23 protein-coding genes, 2 tRNA genes, 1 pseudogene and 1 riboswitch are annotated in these 22,419 nt (G+C 57.6%); of the genes and pseudogenes, 5 read left to right on the top strand and 21 right to left on the bottom strand.

Annotated features, from left to right (window positions below; all coding sequences use genetic code 11):
• Positions 1–13 precede the first annotated feature (13 nt).
• Positions 14–89 (top strand) — tRNA-Gly (locus JYE50_RS00725).
• 3 nt (positions 90–92) lie between these two features.
• A tRNA-Gly gene (locus tag JYE50_RS00720) sits at positions 93–163 on the top strand.
• A gap of 60 nt (positions 164–223) precedes the next feature.
• Here JYE50_RS00720 and JYE50_RS00715 read toward each other — a convergent pair.
• The 12 genes and pseudogenes from JYE50_RS00715 to JYE50_RS00660 all read right to left on the bottom strand — a co-directional run bounded on the left by JYE50_RS00715 (position 224) and on the right by JYE50_RS00660 (position 12,293).
• A complete protein-coding gene (locus tag JYE50_RS00715) occupies positions 224–1,318 on the bottom strand; it encodes a sensor histidine kinase (RefSeq protein ID WP_084095976.1) in 1,095 nt (364 codons plus the stop codon).
• Positions 1,305–1,976, bottom strand: a complete 672-nt coding sequence (locus JYE50_RS00710; RefSeq protein ID WP_084095975.1) for a response regulator transcription factor — start codon at positions 1,974–1,976, stop codon at positions 1,305–1,307. Before JYE50_RS00710 ends, JYE50_RS00715 begins: the two co-directional genes overlap by 14 nt.
• A gap of 267 nt (positions 1,977–2,243) precedes the next feature.
• Positions 2,244–2,598: pseudogene (locus JYE50_RS15560) on the bottom strand (M15 family metallopeptidase); the annotation flags it as partial.
• Between the two features lie 437 nt (positions 2,599–3,035).
• Positions 3,036–3,761 (bottom strand): M15 family metallopeptidase, encoded by a 726-nt coding sequence (locus tag JYE50_RS00700; RefSeq protein ID WP_084095973.1) that lies wholly within the window; start codon positions 3,759–3,761, stop codon positions 3,036–3,038.
• A 47-nt stretch (positions 3,762–3,808) separates the two neighbouring features.
• Entirely contained in the window at positions 3,809–4,531 is a 723-nt protein-coding gene (locus tag JYE50_RS00695; RefSeq protein ID WP_084095972.1) for an amino acid ABC transporter ATP-binding protein, read from the bottom strand.
• Positions 4,518–5,252 (bottom strand): amino acid ABC transporter permease, encoded by a 735-nt coding sequence (locus tag JYE50_RS00690; protein WP_436197989.1) that lies wholly within the window; start codon positions 5,250–5,252, stop codon positions 4,518–4,520. Before JYE50_RS00690 ends, JYE50_RS00695 begins: the two co-directional genes overlap by 14 nt.
• A 144-nt stretch (positions 5,253–5,396) precedes the next feature.
• Positions 5,397–6,137, bottom strand: a complete 741-nt coding sequence (locus JYE50_RS00685; RefSeq protein WP_179138339.1) for a transporter substrate-binding domain-containing protein — start codon at positions 6,135–6,137, stop codon at positions 5,397–5,399.
• Positions 6,138–6,297: 160 nt separating this feature from the next.
• Positions 6,298–7,665: a DUF2142 domain-containing protein gene (locus JYE50_RS00680; protein WP_084095969.1), complete on the bottom strand. Its 1,368-nt coding sequence runs from the start codon at positions 7,663–7,665 to the stop codon at positions 6,298–6,300.
• A gap of 22 nt (positions 7,666–7,687) precedes the next feature.
• On the bottom strand, positions 7,688–8,455 hold the full coding sequence (gene trmB, locus JYE50_RS00675; protein ID WP_084095968.1) for a tRNA (guanosine(46)-N7)-methyltransferase TrmB: 768 nt from the start codon (positions 8,453–8,455) through the stop codon (positions 7,688–7,690).
• 16 nt (positions 8,456–8,471) lie between these two features.
• A complete protein-coding gene (gene purB, locus JYE50_RS00670; RefSeq protein ID WP_084095967.1) occupies positions 8,472–9,887 on the bottom strand; it encodes an adenylosuccinate lyase in 1,416 nt (471 codons plus the stop codon).
• Between the two features lie 125 nt (positions 9,888–10,012).
• Positions 10,013–11,290: an adenylosuccinate synthase gene (locus tag JYE50_RS00665; RefSeq protein WP_084095966.1), complete on the bottom strand. Its 1,278-nt coding sequence runs from the start codon at positions 11,288–11,290 to the stop codon at positions 10,013–10,015.
• A gap of 145 nt (positions 11,291–11,435) precedes the next feature.
• Positions 11,436–12,293 carry a homocysteine S-methyltransferase family protein gene (locus JYE50_RS00660; protein ID WP_179138338.1) on the bottom strand — a complete coding sequence of 286 codons (858 nt, stop codon included), beginning with the start codon at positions 12,291–12,293 and terminating at the stop codon, positions 11,436–11,438.
• A 110-nt stretch (positions 12,294–12,403) separates the two neighbouring features.
• Positions 12,404–12,587, top strand: a riboswitch (cobalamin riboswitch).
• A gap of 142 nt (positions 12,588–12,729) precedes the next feature.
• Between JYE50_RS00660 and JYE50_RS00655 the strand changes: the two genes are divergently transcribed.
• From JYE50_RS00655 to JYE50_RS00645, 3 genes are all read left to right on the top strand, one after another.
• Positions 12,730–13,641: an ABC transporter substrate-binding protein gene (locus JYE50_RS00655; protein WP_084095964.1), complete on the top strand. Its 912-nt coding sequence runs from the start codon at positions 12,730–12,732 to the stop codon at positions 13,639–13,641.
• Positions 13,642–13,703: 62 nt separating this feature from the next.
• Positions 13,704–14,747: a FecCD family ABC transporter permease gene (locus JYE50_RS00650; protein WP_084095963.1), complete on the top strand. Its 1,044-nt coding sequence runs from the start codon at positions 13,704–13,706 to the stop codon at positions 14,745–14,747.
• Between the two features lie 5 nt (positions 14,748–14,752).
• Positions 14,753–15,511 carry an ABC transporter ATP-binding protein gene (locus JYE50_RS00645; protein ID WP_143763615.1) on the top strand — a complete coding sequence of 253 codons (759 nt, stop codon included), beginning with the start codon at positions 14,753–14,755 and terminating at the stop codon, positions 15,509–15,511.
• Between the two features lie 12 nt (positions 15,512–15,523).
• On the opposite strand, the gene JYE50_RS00640 is transcribed toward JYE50_RS00645, so the two are convergent.
• From JYE50_RS00640 to JYE50_RS00600, 9 genes are read right to left on the bottom strand one after another with little or no spacing between them, the layout of a single operon-like run.
• Positions 15,524–16,078, bottom strand: a complete 555-nt coding sequence (locus JYE50_RS00640) for a histidine phosphatase family protein (protein ID WP_084095961.1) — start codon at positions 16,076–16,078, stop codon at positions 15,524–15,526.
• Positions 16,075–16,404: a bifunctional adenosylcobinamide kinase/adenosylcobinamide-phosphate guanylyltransferase gene (locus tag JYE50_RS00635; RefSeq protein WP_179138337.1), complete on the bottom strand. Its 330-nt coding sequence runs from the start codon at positions 16,402–16,404 to the stop codon at positions 16,075–16,077. Before JYE50_RS00635 ends, JYE50_RS00640 begins: the two co-directional genes overlap by 4 nt.
• Complete coding sequence (locus tag JYE50_RS00630; protein ID WP_084095959.1) at positions 16,401–17,162, bottom strand: adenosylcobinamide-GDP ribazoletransferase; 762 nt, start codon at positions 17,160–17,162, stop codon at positions 16,401–16,403. Before JYE50_RS00630 ends, JYE50_RS00635 begins: the two co-directional genes overlap by 4 nt.
• Complete coding sequence (locus JYE50_RS00625) at positions 17,153–17,668, bottom strand: bifunctional adenosylcobinamide kinase/adenosylcobinamide-phosphate guanylyltransferase (RefSeq protein WP_084095958.1); 516 nt, start codon at positions 17,666–17,668, stop codon at positions 17,153–17,155. The genes JYE50_RS00630 and JYE50_RS00625 overlap by 10 nt, the downstream gene beginning before the upstream one ends.
• Positions 17,665–18,684 carry a nicotinate-nucleotide--dimethylbenzimidazole phosphoribosyltransferase gene (gene cobT / locus JYE50_RS00620; RefSeq protein WP_084095957.1) on the bottom strand — a complete coding sequence of 340 codons (1,020 nt, stop codon included), beginning with the start codon at positions 18,682–18,684 and terminating at the stop codon, positions 17,665–17,667. Before cobT ends, JYE50_RS00625 begins: the two co-directional genes overlap by 4 nt.
• A complete protein-coding gene (locus JYE50_RS00615) occupies positions 18,681–18,965 on the bottom strand; it encodes a cysteine-rich small domain-containing protein (RefSeq protein WP_084095956.1) in 285 nt (94 codons plus the stop codon). The genes cobT and JYE50_RS00615 overlap by 4 nt, the downstream gene beginning before the upstream one ends.
• Positions 18,966–18,988: 23 nt before the next feature.
• Positions 18,989–19,930 (bottom strand): adenosylcobinamide-phosphate synthase CbiB, encoded by a 942-nt coding sequence (gene cbiB / locus JYE50_RS00610; RefSeq protein ID WP_084095955.1) that lies wholly within the window; start codon positions 19,928–19,930, stop codon positions 18,989–18,991.
• Positions 19,915–21,435 (bottom strand): cobyric acid synthase, encoded by a 1,521-nt coding sequence (locus JYE50_RS00605; protein WP_084095954.1) that lies wholly within the window; start codon positions 21,433–21,435, stop codon positions 19,915–19,917. The genes cbiB and JYE50_RS00605 overlap by 16 nt, the downstream gene beginning before the upstream one ends.
• On the bottom strand, positions 21,425–22,411 hold the full coding sequence (locus JYE50_RS00600) for a pyridoxal phosphate-dependent aminotransferase (protein ID WP_179138336.1): 987 nt from the start codon (positions 22,409–22,411) through the stop codon (positions 21,425–21,427). The genes JYE50_RS00605 and JYE50_RS00600 overlap by 11 nt, the downstream gene beginning before the upstream one ends.
• Between the last annotated feature and the right edge of the window lie 8 nt (positions 22,412–22,419).

Below are 22,419 nucleotides of genomic sequence, written 5' to 3'. Positions count from 1 at the left end.
CGGTTTCCTTTATGCGGTAGTAGCTCAGTTGGTAGAGTGCCACCTTGCCAAGGTGGATGTCGCGGGTCCGAGTCCCGTCTACCGCTCCATCTGCGGGTGTAGCTCAATGGTAGAGCTCCAGCCTTCCAAGCTGGTCACGTGGGTTCGATTCCCATCACCCGCTCTCAAAAAACAGCCGGTGCAATGCATCGGCTGTTTTCATATGCTCTTGAATCCCCGGAAGTTATTCTTTCTTCTGTTCTGCCTTCGGCAGGTCAAACCAGAAGGTGGTTCCCTTCCCTTCCTCGCTCAGGACACCGAATTCGGCATCGTGTTTTTCCAGGATGCCCCGGCAGATATTCAACCCCAATCCGCTGCCGATCACAGCGCGGCGGTGGTTCTCACGGCTGCGGTAATACCGGTCCCAGATAAAGGGAAGCTCGTCCGCAGGAATGCCTTCCCCGCTGTCGGAGATGCGCACGCGCACCCTGGAGCCCACGTCCTGCTGGGTAATATGGACGGTTTTGTCCTTACCCGTATAGGTGAGTGCGTTTCCAAGGAGATTGTACAGCACCTGACTGATCCGCTTGCTGTCTCCCTTCACCACGCGGTCCTGCGCCTCGTCAAAAACCACATTGTAGCCGTCCACAGCAGTCATCCGGCCGATCCGCCTGACGATCTCCCGGATCTGCTCCGTCAGGTTGAAGGGGGCTTCCTCCAGTTCCAGGTTGCCGGTCCGCAGGCGGCTGAAATCCAGCACCTCGTTGACCATGGAGCTCAGGCGGGTCGTCTCATCGATGATGATCTGCATATTCTCCGGGGTTACTTCCTCGGGAATATCCCGCATGGCCTCGGCATAGCCCTCGATCATGGTCAGGGGCGTGCGCAGGTCATGGCTGATATTAGCGATCAGCTCCCGCTGCAGGTCCTCCACCTTGCCCAGGTCTTCCGCCGCGCGTACCAGCGTATCGTTTAGTTCCGCGATCTCCCGGTATCCGCCGTTGAAGGACGGGCGTGTATAGCGGGAACGGCTCAGTTCCTTGGCTGCTTCATTGGTCTGGATGATCGGTTCGGAGATCAACCTGGCCATGGTAAAGCCCACCAGCACGGTAGCCAGCACAATGGCGCCCACCGTCAGGATGAATTGGGTGCGCACCGCGTCCTCGATCTGGATCACCGTAGCGCCCCGGTACAGGTTCCGGAAAAGGACTCCCTGCAGCATCCAGACCGTGGAAATGATAAATCCCGCAAGAATTGCGAGATAAATCAGGATCTTGGCCCGGATACCGACCCGGCCGGCAAGGAACTCCTCCCGGTAAGCCAGATTATTCTTTCTCAAAGCGATAGCCTACCCCTCTGAGCGTTGTGATCTTGTCTGCATACGGTCCCAGCTGTTTCCGCAGCAGTTTGATATGCGTGTCCAGTGTGCGGTCATCCCCGAAAAAGTCATAGCCCCATACGTCGCTGATGAGCTTTTCCCGGGTCAGGGCAATGCCGCGGTTGCGGATCATATAGAAGAGCAGGTCATATTCCTTCGGGCTCAGTTCGGCTTCCACTCCGTCCACGATCACCCGGCGGGCTGTGAAGTCCACGGTCAGGCCGCCCACAGAGACAGTCTCCTCCGCCTTCTTTTCCGCTTCCCCGCTGCGCCGGATCACAGCGCCGACGCGCATCATCAGTTCCTTCGGGGAGAAGGGTTTGACCACATAGTCATCGATGCCCAGCTCAAACCCATGGATCCGGTCATACTCCTCGCCCCGGGCGGAAAGCATGATCACCGGCACGGGATCGTTTTTCCGGATCTCCCGGACAGCGGAGAAGCCGTCCAGCTCAGGCATCATAACGTCCATGATCACCAGGTCATAATGATGCTGCCGGCACATTTCGATGGCCTGCATGCCGTTCTCCGCCTCTTCGGTCTCATAGCCTTCAAAGGCGGCGTATTTGCTGATCAGGGCACGGATCCGCGCCTCGTCATCCACAATCAATAGCTTCATGTTTTGTCCCTTTACCTGTCATCGATATGAAACAAGTACCATGTCATTCCGACCGAAGCCGAAGGCGTAGTGGAGGAATCTCCCCCGCCCCGGCGGATCATTCTGAATTCTTAATTCTGAATTACTTTCCCTCTTCCGTTGGATTCTGGATAAACTTCTCCACCTTGGACCAGTCCCCGCCGTTGTCCAGGTATTCCTGGATCGCCTGCTGCAGCTGTTCCGTAAACTCTTCCAGGCACAGGCCGTTCTCCATGATATAGGTGGCGGCAGGGATACCTACATAGCGCATATGCCAGGGCTCATAGTTGATCTCGGTGATTTCTTCCTTGTCGGAAGGATAACGGAGGATAAAGCCGTATTCATGGCAGTGTTCCGCCATCCAGATGCATTCCGGTTCCTTGCCCATCTTGCCGTTCATGGCCTTGTCGCGCCAGCTCTTGGGCACCACGTCGCATCCCAGGCCGGTCTGGTGGTCGCTGGAGCCGGGCTGGGAGACCCAGCCGTCATCCTTGCCCTTGTTCTTTTTCAGCCGGTTGTTATACATGGTTTTCTGGGTCTGGTAGGAACGGTAGGCGCTCTTGAGATACAGATTGTATCCGTCCGCCCGGGCGCCTTCGCTCATGGCCACCAGTGCCTCCGCGCAGGTCTCCTGGAGCTTGTAGGTGCCGCCCTTGGCAAAGAGGACACCGCCGTTTTTGTTGCTGCCGTCCTTGGCTGCCTTGCGCTGCTTCATCTTCACCAGCGGCTTGGGAACGAACTTGCTGTCCAGTTTATAGTGTTTGTTGGCCAGCACGACAAAGGTGGGATCCATATCCTCCAGTGCCACAGGGAAGGTCCATTCCCCGGCCTTGGCGGCAGGTTCCTCTTCCTCCGTTTCTTCTTCCTCGTATTCCTCAGCGTCGATAATTTCCTCTATTTCCAGCTCTTCCGTTTCAGTCTCCGCCAGCGCGAAAATCGGCAGGAGCAGCATCAGGGAAAGCAGGAAACAAATCACTTTCTTCATAAAACAGAACCTCTGTAAATAATCATTTGCATTCTTTTTAACGAACCGTGTCCGGATCACTCGTCCTGAACCACATAGCCTGTGAATTCCGTTCCGGTCCGGGAACCGCTGTGCAGCAGCTCCTGCAGGACCTGTATCCGGTAATCGATGAGCCAGGTTTCCAGCGGGATATCGGCATCATGGATCTGCTTGGCATACTCTTTGCCCACATAGCGGAAATGCCAGGGTTCATACTTGTAGCCGGTGATGCCTTCCCAGGTCTCGCCGTACCGAAGGATAAAACCGAAACGCCAGCAGTTTTCCCGGCACCATTTTCCGCCCTCGGTTTCCCCGAAGGAGACCTCCAGGTTCACCTTGTGCTTCTGGCCCACGTCCATGGCCATACCCGTCTGGTGCTCGCTTGCCCCCGGCGGTGCCACATATTCCTGCGCCTTTTCCACGTTCTTTTTTACGGAACGCAGCTTGCGGTTATAAATGCCGCTCTGCTTGGCATAGGAACGATAGCCGCTGATAGAAAGAAGCTGTTTGCCAGTCTCTTCCTTGCAGGCCTGGAACATCTCCCGCAGGGCTTCCGCGGCCGCCGGGCGAAGGCGCCGTACCTGTCCGGGCACATCGCTCATCTCCAGGTCCGCCGGTTCGTAGGCTTCGGAAACCGTGTATTCCCGGTTCACCAGGAACAGCAGCCCGTCAGCGTCATGCTGCGGCGCAACGGTGTCCAGGGCGCCGGAAACCATCATGGAAGCGGCGGAAAGCAGTGAGAGGATGCGGCTGACGGACGACATTGAATCCCTCCGGTAAAGTGATCAAAAAAGAATACGAAATGATTATATCACAAAACTTTGTTCAGGAAATCCCTGGTACGCTGTTCCTGCGGATTGGTAAAAATCTGCTGCGGTGTTCCCTCTTCCAGGATTCTGCCTTCATCCATGAACAGCACCCGGTCAGCGACTTCCCGGGCGAAGCCCATTTCATGGGTCACGCACACCATCGTCATACCGCTCTTTGCCAGCTCCTTCATAACGTCCAGCACCTCGCCGACCATTTCCGGGTCCAGGGCGGATGTGGGTTCGTCAAAAAGCATCACTTCCGGCCTCATACACAGGGCCCGCACAATGGCGATACGCTGTTTCTGGCCGCCGGAAAGTTGGGCTGGATAGCTGTTCGCCTTGTCTTCCAGGCCGACGCGTTTCAGCAGCTCCATAGCTGCCTTTTCCGCCTCTTCCTTGTTCATGATCCCTGTCCGGACAGGCGCCAGTGTGATATTCTTCAGGATGGTCATATTGGGGAACAGATTGAAATGCTGGAAAACCATGCCCATCTTCTGGCGGATTTTGTTGATATCGCATTTGTCATCCGTAATGGACTGACCCTCGAAGATGATCTCACCGCTGGTAGGTGTCTCCAGCAGGTTCAGGCAGCGCAGGAAGGTGGATTTTCCGCTTCCGCTGGGCCCGATCAGCACAACACGTTCTCCCCTGTTGATGTGCTGGCTGACGCCTTTGAGAACTTCCAGGTCACCAAAGCTTTTTGTCAGGTTTTTAACGTCTATCACTTGCGCGCAGCCTCCTCTCAAAGATACCCAGCAGCCAGGTGAACAGCATCACCAGCAGCAGATAGACAATGGCCGCCCCGACATAAGGATACATCGGTTCATAGTTCCGGGAAGCCACACTGCGGGCCGCGTACAGCAGTTCCTTTCCGCCGATCACGCTGATCAGGGAAGTATCTTTCAGCAGCACGATGAACTCATTGCCCAATGCCGGCAGGATAGCCTTGATCGCCTGGGGCACCACAACAAACCTCATCGTGTCCGTATAATTCATACCCAGGCTGCGTCCGGCCTCCATCTGGCCATGGTCCACGCTCATCAGTCCGCCGCGGATGATCTCAGCGGTATACGCGCCGGAGTTAATACCCAGCGTCAGAGCGCCGACCATCACAAAATTCCGGCTGGACGCGAAGATTACCAGGCCCATAATCATCAGCTGCACCATCATAGGGGTACCGCGGATCACGGTCACATAAACCTTCAGCAGCCCGTTGAAGAATCCAAGCACAGGATTCCTGTGTCCGGGACGCTGCTGGTCATGTGCCGTGCGGATCACCGCAACGATGACGCCGAGGACCACGCCCAGGAGCAGTGCCAGCACCGTCACATACAGCGTAGTCACTACGCCGTTCAGGTACTGCAGCCAGCGGTCTTTTTCAATAAATGCCTGATAGAAAAGCACATAGAATTGCTGCCATAATGTGGTTGGTTCATTCGCAGCCATCATGGCTTTCCAGGCTACAAACTGTTCCATGGAAACGGATCCTCTCCTTCACAGGTCGATTGGGTTATTATGCGATAATAACACAGAAAGGAAAAGGCTGTTTTGCCTTTTCCTTCCGGTGATCAAAGCTCTCCGGCTTATAGATTACTCGTTCCACTTCAGAATGATCTCTTCAATGGTACCATCGTCGATCAGCTTCTGCAGTTCAGCATTGAAGGCTTCCACCAGTTCGGTGTTGCCCTTTGCGAAACCGAAAGCGAAATCTTCGGGTGTATAGTCGGTCTGGAACATTTCCAGTCCGGGAATCTGCTTCACATAGGCAGCGCCGACCATGTCGTCCACCATGATGCAGTCCACCTGGCCGTTCTGCAGGGCCTGGAAAGCGAGGGAGTACTTGTCGTACGCAGTCACATGATCTTCACCGAAATTATCAATGGCGAGATCCTTGCCCGTGGTGCCGCTCTGCACACCGATCATTTTCTCACCCAGGTTTTCCATGGTGATGTCATCGCCGGTCTTGAAAACAACGCCCTGCACGATCGTCACATAGGGAACGGTGAACTCCAGGGAAGATTTCCGTTCTTCCTTCACGGTCACGCCGGAAACAACCGCGTCAGCCTTGCCGGCACCGGGAGCAACCAGTGCGCTGTCGAAGTCGATGGCATAAGGTTCGGCGGTCAGGCCGAGGTTGCCGCAGATAATAGCCAGGATGTCAGGCTCAATACCGATGACATTATCATTATCATCCGTAAACTCAAAAGGCGGGAAATCCGGGCTGGTGGCGTAAATGAATTTACCCTCTTCGAGCGTCTTCAGCTCAGCCAGAGCAGCGGCTGTGCTCAGAACCAGTGCCAGCGCCAGAACCATAGCAAGAATCTTTTTCATTGTCATATCCTCCTTGTTCCTCTTTGGATTGGGCATAGTATAGCACCGGGTTATATCCTTGTCAATAGATTTTTTGCATTTTTATACATAATAATATCTTTTTCATGTATATTATGCATAAATACAACGAATATACATGATTTAACCCTGATTTTATGCATTACAGTTTCATTCCCAACAGGATGACCGTTACAATCACACAGATCACATAGACCGCCATGGAGGCATTCAGCACAATTCCCCGATGGTCTGTTCCGTCATCTTTTACCTTGCCGGGTATTCGCGGCAGTCCCAGCAGCAGGCAGAACAGGCAGGGCAGGAAATACCGTCCCTGGATTCCCTGGATCACGGAAGATCCCTCCCCGGTCCACCAGACCATCAGGGCGCAGGAAAGGATCATCCAGCAAAGGATAAAGATCCCGATCAGCAGCAGGCGGAGTTTCACAGCCTGTTTCCGCTCCGGCAGAACAGCCTCCGCTCCGCTGTCCGCCAGTGCAACCCCGCAGAAGGAAACTGCCAGCAGGCCGGTCAGGGCCCAGGGTGAAAAAATGTCCAGGCGGCCGAACACGCCAAACAACTGGCGGGCCCAGCCCGGTGCGCTGTGAATCAGCGTCCTGACCTGCGCGCCGATCAGGAGCAGCGGATTGGCGGCTACCTCCCCCGCGCGAATCACCGCATCGGAAGTCAGTCCTTCCCTGCCCGAAAGGCTCTTCACCGAAAGCAGGTACCAGGCTGCCAGCGCCGCCAGCAGCGCCCCGGCCATCACCAGCGTCTGCCTTCTTTTCTGTTTTTTCTCTTCTTCGGTCACCGCGTTCGGCATCAGACCGAGCAGCAGTGCGGGCACATAAAGCAGCTTGCACAGCACAGCGCCGATTCCGATCCAGGCATACCGCCACAGGGAACGGGATGTATAGTCTGTATGATTATTCATTCTCCTGAGCAGTTCCGCTGTGATCAAGCTGACTCCGGCAATCGTCATGCCGTCGCAGGACGCGGACGCCGCCTCCTGCAGGGTCAGCGGCAGGCAGGCAATCGCCAGCAGGATCATGTTTCCCGCCGGGCTGCGCCTGATTGCCAGCCAGAACAGGAAACCCGTCACGATCATGCTGCCGATCCGGGCACTGTATAACAGGAAATCAATCCGGTCTGTAAACAGCCGGGTCAGGAACATCATGCAGCTTTGGGGCAGATAGGATACCAGCGGGTAGATCCCCGTTGCCTGGTTTTCTTCTTCTGTAACAGTTTCTTCAGACAGCCGGACATTCCGGATCTCTTCATCCTTCAGCGCGCTGGCTTCCGTTCCGCCCACCGCGTCCTGAAGCAGATCCCGAAGGTTTGCCGGGAAAATATGTCCGTCGTTTCCGACCTGGCCGGTGCTCAGCAGCCATACCTGTTTCAGGTGGGCCTGTTCATCCGGCGGGCCGCCGACCGGCATCACCAGCATCATGGCCAGCACAAGCGGAATATACAGCAGCAGAAAAAGCCGTTCCACGGCAATCCGGCCCTGTTTTCCTTTCATAAACCGCATTGTGTTCACCGGCCTTTCCTGGTCATTCCGGTTTCCGGTAGTTCAGTTTGTCCAGTGCTTCCTTTTTGATCCCCGGGGTGAGCCTGAAACGGGTCGGATCAAAATCCGGCGCTTCCGGTTTCATCCGGAAAACCGCGTATTTGATCGGTACTCCCAGGGCTGTATATTTCTCTTCGTGTTCACTGATATAGTTGGGGCTGAATCCGTCCCTGTGCAGGTCACTGCCGATCACCACCGGTTCAAAGCCGCACAGGTCAAAATATGCCAGTGAATCCTCAAAAAGCGTATCATCGTCCGTCTTAAACCAGATCTCACCGTTTTCCTTCAGGAAGGAACGGTACTGCATCAGCTGCCGCGCGTGGGTCAGCCTGCGCTTTTCATGCTTGGGATGCTCTGTCCAGGGATTGCAGAAATGGATATAGATCCGTTCCGCTCCGTCTTCCGGGCCGAACACCTGATCCACAAAGCAGATATCCGCCATCACCAGCTGCACATTCCCGGGATTCTCCCCGCAGGCTTCCACGATGTTGCGCCGGGCCACGCCCAGGATATCCGCGCTCAGGTCCGCGGCGATATAGTTGATCCCCGGATTATCCGCGATCATCTTTGCCGTGCTGACGGCCTTGCCGCAGCCCATCTCAATGTGCAGGGGCAGGTCAGGGTTCGCGAAACGCGGCCGCCAGGTTCCCCTCAGTGCGCCGGTTTTGGCATCCGGTCCCTTGATCGCATCTATAAAGAACGGGCAGGCCTGAAGTTCAGGTCTGGCCCATTTCTTGGTCCGCATATGCATGGTACTATCTTACCCCTTAAAGGTCAATGGAATCTTTGGTATCAGTGGCTTCCGCAAACAGCGGACGCAGTTTATCCGCCAGGGCGGTCACCTGTGCGCCGCAGCGTCCCGTGTACTTCGCGGGATCCAGCACAGAGCGCATTTCCTCTTCGGTCAGGCCGAAGTCCTTTTCCGCCGCCAGCCGGGCCAGCAGGTCGCAGGGCTCGCCCTGCTTCATCTTCTCTGTCGCGGCCATGGAGCAGCGGCGGATGATCTCATGCAGCTGCTGGCGGTTTCCGCCCCGCTTCACCGCTTCCATCATTAGGTTCTCGGTGGCCAGGAAGGGCATATACTCCCGCAGGGTCTTGTCGATAACCTTCTCGTTCACCCGCAGGCCGCCGGCGATGTTCCGCACCAGGCGCAGGATCGCGTCCGCGCACAGGAAGGCTTCCGGCAGGGAGATCCGGCGGTTGGCGGAATCGTCCAGCGTCCGCTCCATCCACTGGACGGAAGCGGTCAGCGGCGCGTTCATGGCATCCGCCATCAGGTAACGGGCCAGGGAGCACACACGCTCGCAGCGCATGGGGTTCCGTTTGTAGGCCATGGCGGAGGAGCCGATCTGGTTTTCCTCGAAGGGCTCGTCAATCTGCCGGTCATGCTGCAGCAGGCGGATATCATTCGCCATCCGGTAGCAGCTCTGGGCCAGGGCGCTCAGGGCGTTCAGGATCCGGGCATCCGTTTTGCGGGGATAAGTCTGTCCGCTGACGGTGAAGCATTCGGTAAAGCCGAAGGTGCCGGCGATGCGGCGGTTCATTTCATCAATCTTCGCCTCATCTCCCTCAAACAGGTCCATGAAGCTCGCTTCGGTACCGGTGGTGCCGCGGCAGCCCAGGAAGCGGAGATGGTCGATCACGAAATCAATCTCTTCCAGGTCGGAGGCCAGGTCCTGCAGCCACAGGGAAGCACGCTTGCCCACAGTCACCGGCTGTGCCGGCTGGTAGTGGGTGTAGCCCAGGGTGGGCATATCCTTATACTTCTCCGCGAAATCACACAGGCTCTTCATGGCGCCCAGCAGTTCCCCGCGCAGGTACTTCAGGCCATCCCGATAGATCACCAGGTCAGCGTTATCGGTCACATAGCAGCTGGTGGCTCCCAGGTGGATAATGCCCGCTGCGGAAGGCGCAACCTTTCCGTAGGCATACACATGAGCCATAACATCGTGGCGGACTTCCTTTTCCCGCTCACGCACGCAATCGTAATCAATGTCCTCGATATGGGCGGCCAGCTCGTCCACCTGCGCCTGTGTCACCGGCAGGCCGAGTTCCATTTCCGCTTTTGCCAGAGCAACCCAGAGACGTCTCCAGGTGCGGTACCGGGTATCGGCGGAGAACAGCTCCAGCATATATTTGGAAGCATACCGGGAAGACAGGGGCGTTTCATACTGCTGTGTCATGTTTTTACTCTCCTAATAGTGTTCGTTCCGCAACCTCTATCGGCGCGACTCCCCACCTGGGAGCTTGCTTGTTTCGGTTGAATTCATCTCTGACGAGATTTCCGCCACCGGCGGTCGTCAGAGATTCATCCTCTTGTAATGATGCTTTCCCGTTCCGGTCCAACGGAAACCCACTTGATCGGGCAGCGGATCTCGCGCTCGATCATCTGCACATAGGCCTTGGCTTCCTCCGGCAGGTCTTCCCAGGTACGGATACCGCTGATGTCCTTTTTCCAGCCCTTGACGGTCTTGATAACCGGCTTGCAGGAATCCAGCGCGGCCGGGAAGGGGAACTTGTCCGTTTCCTTGCCGTTCAGTTCATACTTCACACAGACCGGGATCTCGTCCATGTAGCTCAGCACGTCCAGCTTGGTCAGGGCGACTTCCGTGGCGGCCTGCACCTGTACGCCGTAACGGGTTGCGACCAGGTCCACCGGACCGACCCGGCGGGGTCTGCCGGTCTTCGCGCCGTATTCATTGCCTGCTTCACGCAGTTTTTCGGCTTCCTCACCGAACATCTCACAGGTGAAGGGCCCTTCGCCCACGCAGGTGGAATAAGCCTTCACCACACCGATGATCCGGTCCAGCTCGGCGCCCGGCAGGCCGGAGCCAACAGGAGCGTAAGCCGCGATGGTGTTGGAGGAGGTGGTCATCGGGTAAATGCCGTGATCCAGGTCACGCAGGGAGCCCAGCTGGGCCTCAAACATGATCTTTTTGCCGTTTTCCTCCGCTTCGCGCAGCAGGTCGCCGGTATCGCAGATAAAGGGTTTAATGGCTTCACAGCTGGTGTTCAGCCAGTTTTCGATCTCTTCCCAGGTGTAGGGTTCAGCACCGTACACGCCCTTGATGATGAGGTTTTTCCACTCCATCAGGTCCTGCAGGTGAGCCTTCAGCCGTTCCGGATAGAACAGCTCGCCGGCCATAATGGTCTTTTTCTGGTATTTATCGGAATAGAAAGGAGCGATTCCCTGCTTGGTGGAACCGTATTTCTTGTCCGCAAGACGTTGCTCTTCCAGCTCGTCCAGGCGGCGGTGCCAGGGCATCAGCAGGGAGGCGCGGTCACTGATCTTCAGGTTTTCCGGAGTTACGGCTACGCCTTTCTCCGCCACGTCTTTGATTTCATTCATCAGGCTTTCCGGATCCACGGCCACGCCGTTGCCCAGAATGTTGATCACATTCTTCCGGAAAATACCGGAGGGCAGCAGGTGCAGGGCAAACTTACCGTGTTCATTGATTACGGTATGACCGGCGTTGCCGCCGCCCTGATAACGAACCACGATGTCAATCTGCTCTGTCAGCAGGTCCACCATACGTCCTTTGCCTTCGTCACCCCAGTTGATTCCAACGATCGCTGTACAAGCCATTTTGTCTTCCTCCGGTCGTCATTCTTGTGCAAAAAACACAACAAGTTATTTTACCGCCGAACCATTGACGTGTCAATGTTCGTGAATGTTTTAAAGCTGCATCCGCACAGGTCTCCGGCGCACGGGTCCAGCGCCTGTTTTTCCGTTAATCCGGATGTTCTTCCTGCCGCAGGCATCGGCGGATATTCCGGATATAATCCGGCGATGTTCCGCAGCAGCCGCCGATCAGGTTGGCACCTTTCCCTGCGCAGTCCAGCAGCAGTGAGGTAAACTCCTGTATTCCGACGGGATACTGTCCCTGTACCGGATATCCGGCATTGGGTTTGCAGACCAGCGGCAGCCCGGTCATCCCGCGCAGTCTGCCGATCAGTTCCGGTAGTTCAGCAGACGCAGGCACGCAGTTAATGCCCACAGCCGCGGCGCCGGCTTCTTCCGCCGCGCGCAGGGTCTCCGTCAGATCCTCTCCGGAGAAAAGCCGGCCACCCCGGCAGGTAAAAGAGATCATCACCGCCGGTGCGGACAGCTCTTCCGCCAGTTCCAGGATGATCTTTGCCTCATCGGCATCCATCAGCGTTTCAGCCGCAATGAGATCCACGTCTCCGGCAATCAGTGCCTTCATCTGGCACCGATACGCGTTCCGCATGGCTTCCGGATCATCGGTACTGCCCCGCATGGTTGTCAGGTTGCCCGCGACCAGGCAGCCCAGGGCCGCTGTCCGGGACAGCCGGACCAGTTCCCGGTTGATGGCTTCTGTTTTCTTTTCGAGTCCCCACTTTTTCAGGGCAAGCGGCTGGGCCAGGAAGGTCGGCGCGTAAATGATTTCGCTCCCCGCTTCCGCGTAAGCCTGCTGAAGCCGGATAATCTCCCCGGGATGACCAGCGATCCACTGTTCAGTGCAGCAGTCCGCGGGCATCCCCGCTTTCCGCAGTTCAGTTCCCGTGGCGCCGTCCAGCAGATGAACCCCGGTTGAAAACCGTTCGATAAACTGTTCCCGGTTCAGCATATCATCACCCTCCGTAAGTATTTTATGCTTTCCCGTCATATTGTACAAGGAATCAATTGACGTCACCTTTTGGGAATAATATAATGATTCCGACAGATGAATAGCCGGTGTATCTGCGCAGCGATGCGCATCTGCGGTTCTTTTGAACCAATGATATAGGAATCGGATGAAAGTTCCGGGCTAACCCAGTAACCGTGAAGCTGACAAGACGCAATGAAACCACTGCCGGACGGCGGGAAGGTGCGTCAGCGGATGAAGCCAAGCCGGGAGACTTGTTTACACCGTGAATCATTGTTGTCCCCTGGGTAACGGGATATGCTTGCGACAGACCCGCATAAAAGGTCTTTGTTTGCATGGCGTTCCTCAAGGGAACGCCTTTGTTTGTAAAGGCGGTTCCCTGCTGATTCATCTGATCTTGTTTGAGGAGGGACTAAATATGTCCAAGAAACTGGTATCCCTTTTCCTTGCCGTGCTGATGGTTTTCAGCATGACAGCGGTGCTGGCTGAAGATACCGCGATCACGGTTACAGATATGTATGGCCGCGAGATCACGCTGTCCGAGCCCGCTACCCGGATTGTTGCCATGCAGCCTTCCGACTGCGAGATCCTGTGCGCCATCGGCTGCGAGGAAGCACTGGTCGGCATCGGACAGTACTGCGATTACCCCGCTTCCATCACCAGCCTGCCTGTGGTTCAGTCCGGCGCCAACACCAACATTGAAGAGATCCTGGCGCTGAATCCCCAGGTCGTACTGATGAACGACATGAGCCAGTCCGAAGAGCAGGTCAAGCAGCTCGAAGAAAACGGCGTGAAGGTTGTGATCAGCACAACCAGCAACATTGAAAGTGTTTATACCGCGATCCGCATGATCGGCACCCTGATGGGCAAGGATGACAACGCCGAAGCTCTGATCGCTGACATGCAGGCTACCATCGATGAGATCAAAGCCAAGAGCGAAGGCAATGAAAAGACCGTCTATTTTGAGATCTCCCCGCCTCCGTACCTGTACTCCTGTGGCAGCTCCAGCTTCACCCATGAGCTGGCTGAGATCTGCGGCCTTAAGAATATTTTCGGCGACCAGGCTGATGCCTGGCTGATGATCAGCGACGAGCAGGTCATCGAACGCAACCCCGAATACATCATCCTGATGAACGGTATGGGTGCCGCCGGCATCGAAGAGATCTCCTCCCGTGAAGGCTGGGGAGACATCACCGCTATCAAGGAACAGAACATCTTCTATGATGAAACCAGCATGATGACCCGTCCCGGCCCGCGCCTGAAGGACGCCGTCATTGCCCTGTATGACTTTGTCTACGGCACCGAAGCTGAGGAAGCCCCGGCTGCCTGATCTCCGGTATTGATCGGGGAACCGGACAGGTTCCGGTTCCCCGTTTCCTTTATGAGGTTGCTATGCAGAAATCACGTCTGCTCCTGCGGGAGCGTTTTTCTCCCCTGACGTATTTATTCCTGACCGTCGCGCTGTTCCTGACCATGATCCTGTGCATCTGCGTCGGCAGCGTCAGGATTTCCTTTTCAGATACCGTCACAGCGATCTGGAACGCTGTCTGGGGGCTTCCGATTCCCCAGAATATTGCCAAAAACATCATACTGAATGTCCGGCTCCCCCGTGTGCTTTGTGTCACGCTGTCCGGGGCGTCTTTATCCATATGCGGTGCCGCCATGCAGGGGCTGCTTCGCAATCCCCTGGCGGACGGTTCCACCATGGGCGTTTCCTCCGGCGCAGCCCTGGGCGCGATCGTCGCCATCGTGGCCGGAATCACCATTCCCGGTTCCGCCTACGGCGGCACCATGATCACGGCCATGGTCTTTGCCTTTGGCTCGCTGATCCTGATCCTGTCCCTGGCCTACGCTCTGGATCGTTCTCTGAGCACCAGCAGCATCATCCTGATCGGCGTCATCTTTACCATGTTCATCTCCAGTATCATCTCGCTCATGATCACCTTCTGCAGTGATCATACGAGGTCCCTGAGCTACTGGACCCTCGGTTCCTTCTCCGGCGTCAACTATGACCAGGCGAAACTGATGTTCTTCGCGCTGCTCCTCTGCGGCGGGATCCTGTTCCGCTTCAGTCCGGAGCTGAACGCTTTTGCCATCGGCGAGGATAATGCCCGTCATATCGGCGTGAACGTAAAGCGGGTGAAGCTGATCATCATGATCACCGTATCTGTCCTGATCGGTGTCTGCGTATCCATTTCAGGTACTGTCAGCTTCGTGGGTCTGGTTATGCCCCATATCGCCCGAATGCTGGTGGGGCCGAATCACAAGCGGCTGCTTCCCGCCTCCCTGTTTTCAGGAGCGATCTTCCTGCTCCTGGCGGACCTGACCGCCCGGACCCTGCTCAGTCCCATTGAGCTGTCCATCGGTGTGGTCACGTCCATGGTCGGGGCCGTCGCGTTCGTCATCATCTTCAACAAAACGAGAAAGGCCAGGTGACCGGCATGCTGCAGGGAGAACATATCACAGTCCGTTACGGCAGCTTCACCGTTGTCGATGACCTTTCCTTTCACCTGAAGGAAGGCCAGTGGCTTATGCTGGCCGGACCGAACGGTGCAGGCAAATCCACCCTGATCGAAGCAATTGCCCAGGGTGCTCCCCACTCAGGAACCATCCGGTGGAAGGGCGAGGATATCCGTGGTCTGAAAGCATCCTCGCTTGCGCGGAAGATCGGCGTCCTGGCGCAAAAAAACAATGTGGGTTATGCCTACACCGTTGAGGAAGTTGTCGGGCTGGGCCGCTATGCCTACAAGTCCGGCCTGTTTTCCGGCCGGGATGATGATGGAAAAGCTGCCGTGGAAAAAGCGCTGGAAATGACCGGCCTGTCCGATCTGCGGCATGCCAGCATGCTGACCCTTTCCGGCGGCGAAACGCAGCGCGTCTTCCTGGCCCAGGTCTTTGCCCAGGATCCGCAGGTGCTGATCCTCGATGAACCGGCCAATCACCTGGATCTGAAGTACCAGCAGCACATCTTTTCCCTGATCCGGGACTGGCTGAAAGAGCCCGGACGGGCCGTCCTGTCCGTTGTCCACGACCTGAGCCTTGCCAGGAAATACGGCACCCACGCCATCCTGCTGGACCACGGTAAAACCATTTCCCGGGGACTCATCGATGACGTCATGACGCCGGAAAACCTGAAGCAGGTTTACGGTATGGATGTCTACGCCTGGATGAAGGATATGCTGTCCCAGTGGGAAAAATAAAAACCGGCGGGATCACCGCCGGATCTGTGTCCAGGTTCCGTCCTCTTCCAGGATGAATCCGCAGCCGTTCGGAACCTGGTAATCATAAAACGGTTTACGCGGCATCGCATACTGTTCCATAATCGCCATCACCGTACCGCCGTGTACAACAAGCGCGCAGTCTTCCTGCGGCGCTTTTTTTCGTATTGTCTCAAACGCTTCCAGGCAGCGGGCAGCAAACTCTGCCCGGCTTTCCCCGCCCGGAAAAGGCAGTTCACCGCCGGAATCGATCCACGCCTGGTAGTCTTTGCGTCCGTTCAGTTCCGCGTAGTTTTTCCCTTCGAATTCGCCGAAATCACATTCCCTGAAATCAGGAACCTCCTCCGCGGGAATTCCCGGATACAGCAGTTCCGCTGTTTCCAGGCAGCGGCGCATCGGGCTGGTATATACCTTCCCCGCCGCCGGATAAGTACCCTGTTTCAGTTCTTCAATGCCTTCAGCGCACAGGTTCTCATCACTGCGGCAGCCGATGTACCGGCCTTCCAGGTTGCCCCGGGTCTTTCCGTGCCGGATCAGGATCCACCTCATTTGATCCTCACCCCGATCCCGCAGGTGCACCGTGTCACCTGCTCCGCTTTCCCGGCGATCACGCACAGGGCGCGGCCGACCGCTTCCCGGAATGCCCGGTCTTCCGCGGCCATGGGCACAACACCTGCCCCGACTTCATTGGCTGTGACAACCGCGTCCGGATGTTCTGCGCAGAACTGTTCCGCAAATGCCCTGGGATCCTGTTTTTCCGCCAGTACAGCCTTCCGGATCCGCTCATGGAAATCCGGAAAGATCTCCGCGGAAGGATTCTCCTGTCGCGCCAGTTCCTCCTGGCCCTGGTACGCTCCGCCGATATACAGTTTCACAGCAGTTTCCCTCCCATCACAACCACCGCCGCCAGCGCCAGCTCCGTAACCTGCAGGAACCAGCCTGCCAGGTCTCCGGTCACGCCGCCGAACTGTTTATAGGCCATATGCCGGTAATACAGCAGGCAGAGAGCGGCTGCCGCCGGGCAGATCAGCGCAAGCCAGCCGCCTGTCAGCCCCCAGATGGCGACACATACAATTCCATAGATCATGCCGCTCACCAGGATCATCCGCCGCTGTGCGGTCCTGGAAAAGTCGTCCAGCATGCCCTGCGGGCGCGCGTTCCGGAAGATCGTCAGCGCCAGGGCGCTCAGCGTCCGGGACAGCACAAACACGCAGAGCAGTTTCAGCCCGTCAGCCGCCCGCGCCTCGCTGAACAGTGCCGCGGAAAGCAGCAGGTATCCGGCGCAGCCCATCACCGCGAAGGCACCGGCATGGCTGTCCTTCAGGATCTCCAGCCGTTTTTCCTTTGGCTGCCAGGAGGCCAGCGCGTCCGTCACGTCCATATACCCGTCCATGTGGATCCCGCCTGTCACAAGCAGCGGCAGGAGCGCCGCGACCGCGCCGCGCAGGAAAGCACCGATCCGCAGCGCGTCACACAGGGCCAGCCATCCCCACAGGATCAGTCCCAGCACCGCTCCGATAAGCGGAAAGAAGCACATAGCATAGCGCCGGTTTTCCTCTGTCCACTCCACCTGAGGAACCGGAATCCGGGAATAGGTGGAAAACGCGATCAGGAAAGAACGGATCAAACGCATGGCAGTTCTCCTTTCAGCGCAACCGGAACAGAATACACAACTTCCACGGCGCAGTCAGCCATCTCAGCCGCCTGCCGGTTGATCTCCGCCAGGCAGCGTAGGTATTCCTTCACAGAGAGGGAATACTCCTCCCCGTCGGAAAACAGGTCATTGGTCACCATCACCAGCCAGCTGCACCGGGCCGCCAGACGCCGGATCGCCGGAATGATCCGTGAAACGTCCCCATTGTCAAACATCTCATTGGCAGTCAGGTTTACCAGGTCTTCCAGCAGAACAGCACTCCCCTCCGGAATCTTCACGCTGTCCAGGTCTTTTTCACATTCTATGGTTACAAAGTTTTTATCCGCCCGCTGGGCCCGGTGCCGGGCAACCCGCTGCCGGGATTCCTCGTCATACACCTGCATGGTGGCGATATAGAAGCGCCGGTCATACTGCAGGTTATCCATCAGCTTCTCCGCCCAGGTGGACTTGCCGCAGCCGCTGCCGCCTGTTACCAGTACGATCATTGCTTTCCTCCCTGGGGCGTATAGGGTTCCATGCCCAGTCCATCAAAGGTATGGGGGCCGTGATAAACCCGCAGCGCCATATCCAGCAGGGGCAGCAGCAGTATGCCGCCGGTTCCCTCTCCCAGCGCCATCCGGGCATCGATCACCGGTTCCATATTCAGTTCCTTCATGATGATCTGATCCACGGGTTCTTTGCTCACGTGTCCCGGCAGGATGGCGGATACCGCCTCCGGGCAAATCCGGACAGCCGCGAGTGCCGCCACAGAGGGGATCATCCCGTCTGTCACAACGGGTATATGATACTGATATCCGCCCAGGAAAGCGCCTGCCATCCCGGCGATCTCAAAGCCGCCCAGTTTCGCCAGCACATCCGTCGGATCTGACGCGTCCGGATGATTGACCCGGACCGCCTGCCGGATCACTTCGATCTTTCTTTTCAGCCCGGCGTCCGAAAGGCCGGCACCCCGTCCGGTCACCTGCTCCGCGGGCATGTCCAGCAGCACGGAAGCCACCACGCTGGCCGCTGTCGTGTTGCCGATGCCCATTTCCCCGATGACCGCGATTTGGTACCCCTTGTCCCGCAGGTCCCGTATCATCTCCATGCCGGCCTGCAGTGCCTGCTCCGCCTGTTCCCGCGTCATGGCGGGGCCTTCCGCGATGTCAGCCGTTCCGGCACCGACCCGCCGGTTGACGGTCCCTTCCACTTCGGTGAGCATGCCCATATCGACCGCGAACACATCGGCCCGGGCCGCGTCAGCCATCAGGTTGATGTTGCCCGTTCCCTCCGCGATGCTGCGGGCTACCAGCGCCGTCACTTCGCTTCCGGCCTGGCTGACCCCTTCCTTAACAACGCCGTGGTCACCGCAGAAAACAAGCGCGCACCGCTTGTCGATCCGCACGTCCGCGGTCTGCGTGATCCCGGCAATCTGAACCACCAGGTCCTCCAGCCGGCCAAGGGAATGAAGCGGCTTCGCGATGCTGTCCCAGCGCCTGCGGGCCTGTTCCTGTGCATTCATCCTTCTGCCTCATCCATCCGCCGGACCACCTCCGCGATCTCCCGGAAGCGGCCGGTCAGTCTTTCATAATTATCCGCGATATGCGGGAAAGTGCAGTCCTTGCAGCTTTTGATCCCTTTATCCGTATAGGTATAGTTTCCGCCGCATTTCCTTCCGAGCGTATACAGGGGGCAGTAGCAGAACAGGCAGTTGAACTCCTCTTCCGCCACACCCTTGTGGCACGGGAAAAACCTGCATTCCCGGTTCTGGAAAAACCGGCTGGCATCCCTTTTCTCTTCCATCCTGTTCACTCCCTTCCCTGCTGTTACAGCAAAACTCCCGCGGCAGCGATGATCAGTATCATCAGGCCGCTTGTCACATACAGAAGCCGGTTTGCCCGGCGGATATCCTCCCGCTCCGCGGGCCGATCCGCGTCACCGATGGTCGGTTTTTCCACCGGTTTCCCGAAGTATTCATGCGTCCCGCCCAGCTGGATATGCATGGCTCCCGCCGCTGCCGCCTCACTCCAGGCGCAGTTCGGACTTTTATGGTTCGCGTGGTCCCGGCGCACGATCCGGAACGCGTTTGGGCCGTCCATTCCCGTCAGAAACGCCGCCAGGATCATCAGCAGTGCCGTCAGCCGTGCCGGAATATAGTTCAGTATGTCATCCAGTTTCGCGCTGCTCCAGCCGATATCCCGGTACTTCTCATCCATGTAGCCCACCATGGAGTCCAGCGTGTTGGCCGCCTTGAATCCCCACAGGAGGACCGGTCCGCCAAGCAGTGCCCAGAACAGCGGGGAAATCACCCCGTCCGTTGTGTTCTCGGCAACCGTTTCCACCGTGGCTTTGATAATTTCTTCCCCGCTGAGGTTCTGGGTATCCCTTCCCACAATGCGGGCTATCTGTTTCCGTGCCTCGGGCAGACCCTTCTCCAGCGCCTTGCCGACACCCCGGGCTTCTTTGGCCATGCAGGTCACGGCGATTCCCATCCAGTCCAGCAGCGCCATTCCGATAAACAGCGGAATTCTGCCCAGCAGCTGCAGCAGGACAAGGATTCCTGCCGTAACGGCCATGGTCACAAGCAAAGTGGTAACCGTCAGGATCACCGCGCTCCGGCGCAGGTTTCCGCCCCGGGCACGCAGCCGTTTTTCCAGCCGGGAGATCAGTCCGCCGATCAGCCGCACCGGATGATAAAGCCATTCCGGATCACCCAGCAACAGGTCCAGGATAAACCCGGCGATCAGCGCGGCTATTCCGAAACGCATGAGACATCCTCCCCGTGTATGATCCGGTATACAGCCTCCATGTCCACACTTTCACGGACAATGGCGGCAATCCGGTCAAACTCACTTTCCCGGAATTCCTCCATGCTGACAGGCTGCTGTTCCTTTCCGGCATCGCCCCGCAGTTCCCGGATCCTGTCCGCTATTGCGGCAAACAGACGGCCGTCGTCAAACAGCCCGTGCAGGTAGGTACCCAGCACATTGCCCTGCGCGTTCATAACTCCGTCTATCTCCCCGCCGATCCGCAGCCAGGGATACGCTTCCGGGCCATAGCTGTTCCTGCCCGTGTGGATCTCATACCCGTCCACACGCGTCCCGTTCAGTTTTTCCGGCCAGCATGTTCCACACTCAACAGTCGCTGTTGCCTGGACGGTGCGCTTTTCCTTTTCAAATTCAACTTCCATATCCAGCAGGCCAAGTCCTGCTGCTTCCGGCACCTGCGACTCGGAATGACCGGGATCCCGCAGCACGTTTCCGAGCATCTGGTATCCGCCGCAGATTCCCATCACCATCCCGCCGTGGCGGGCATGGCGGATGATCGCCGCATCCATCTTCCGGTTGCGCAGGTCGATCAGGTCTTCAATGGTATTCTTGGTGCCGGGCAGAATGATCAGGTCAGCTTTCTCCAGGTCCTCCGCGTTCTCCGCGTATCTCACCCGTGCCCCCGGCTGCAGGGCCAGGGACTGGAAATCCGTAAAGTTGGAGATATGGCGAAGCCGGACCACCGCCACGTCTATATCTCCCCGGCCACTCTGCTTCCGGAGGCGTTCCGTAACGCTGTCCTCGTCATCCAGCTCCACATCCATCCAGGGCACCACGCCCAGTACAGGAATGTGAATACGCTCTTCCAGCATGCGCAGCCCCGGTTCCAGGATCTTCACGTCCCCCCGGAACTTGTTGATAATCACGCCCTTCACCCGGGCCCGTTCCTCTTCGGTCAGCAGCATCACCGTGCCGTAAAGGGAAGCAAAGACACCGCCAAGGTCAATATCCCCCACAAGGATGACCGGCGCGTCAGCGGCTTCCGCCATGGACATATTCACAATGTCCCCTTCCCGCAGGTTGATCTCCGCGGGGCTGCCCGCACCCTCGATCACAACGCAGTCCACTTCGTTTTCCAGTGATTCGTAGATGGCTTTGATCCGTTTCCGCAGTTCCGGTTTGTACTGGTGGTATTCCATCGCCGTCATGCTGGCGACAGCCTTTCCTTCAATGATCACCTGGCTGCGCCGGTCGCTGGTAGGCTTCAGCAGCACCGGATTCATCCGGACATCCGGCTCCATACCGGCCGCCTGCGCCTGGGTGACCTGTGCCCGGCCCATCTCCAGGCCGTCTTTGGTCGCGAAGGAATTAAGGGACATGTTCTGCGCCTTGAAAGGTGCGGCCTTCAGGCCGTCCTGGCGCAGGATGCGCAGGAAAGCGGCACAAAGCACGCTTTTGCCGACAGAGGAAGCTGTCCCCTGGATCATCAGGCATTTACCGCGCATGCAGTATCTCCTCCAGTGCGGCGATCAGCCGCCCGTTTTCCTTTTCTGTCCTGACCGCCAGCCGCAGGAAGCTGTTTTCCAGCCCGAAAGACCCGCAGGTACGCATCAGGATTCCCTGTTCCTTCAGTCTTTCTGCCGGTTCCGTCATATCCCTTCCGAAATCAGCCAGCAGGAAATTGCTTTGGGAAGGCACGACCTTCACGCCAAGCTGTTCCAACTGCGCGGCAAACTGTTCCCTGCGTCGGCGGTTTGTCTCCGCGTCCCGGCGGATCAGGTCCGCGTGTTCCGGCAGGCGTGCCGCGATCTCCGCCGCCTGGGTTCCCAGCGACCAGGGAAGCATCTTTCCCTGCAGGGACTGGATCACTTCAGGAACAGCACACAGAAAGCCAAGCCGTACACCCGGGATCCCCAGGATCTTTGTCATGGAGCCGACGATTATCAGCCCCGGCGCGATTGCGTCCCGCAAGCTGTATTCCGGGCAGTAATCAATAAAAGCCTCATCCACGATCAGTTCAGCCCCGGCGCTGTTCAGTTTCCGGTGAAGGGCCAGCAGCGATTCTTTCGTCCGGACGCTTCCGGTGGGATTATCCGGATTGGATAGGATCAGGGTGTCTCCCCTGCCGCAGGTTCCGTTCCACGACGCACGCGCCCGTCCGTGGGCCTCCGCCCGGCGGGCATATTCCCCGAAGGCCGGCTCCGGAATATACACACAGCCGGTCCGGTATGTCAGTGCCAGGTCAATGGCTGCCGTTCCCCCGGCCGTCGGAAGAACGCATTCCTCCGGCAGGCCCAGGTACCCGGCCAGTCCCCGGCGGGCTCTTTTCATGTCTGGATCCGGATAGAACCGGATATCGTCCAGTGTGGACCGCAGGGTTTCGCTCACCCAGTCCGGCGGTCCCTCCGGACGAAGATTTGCGGAAAAATCAAGCCAGTCGGACGGATTCTCCGTGTTCCATACATTACCACCGTGGATCACAGTTTCTC

Origin of the sequence: Aristaeella lactis, from assembly GCF_018118585.1 — a bacterium.
Classification (GTDB): Bacteria; Bacillota; Clostridia; order Christensenellales; family Aristaeellaceae; genus Aristaeella; species Aristaeella lactis.
This window is presented reverse-complemented; position numbering and strand designations above follow the sequence as displayed.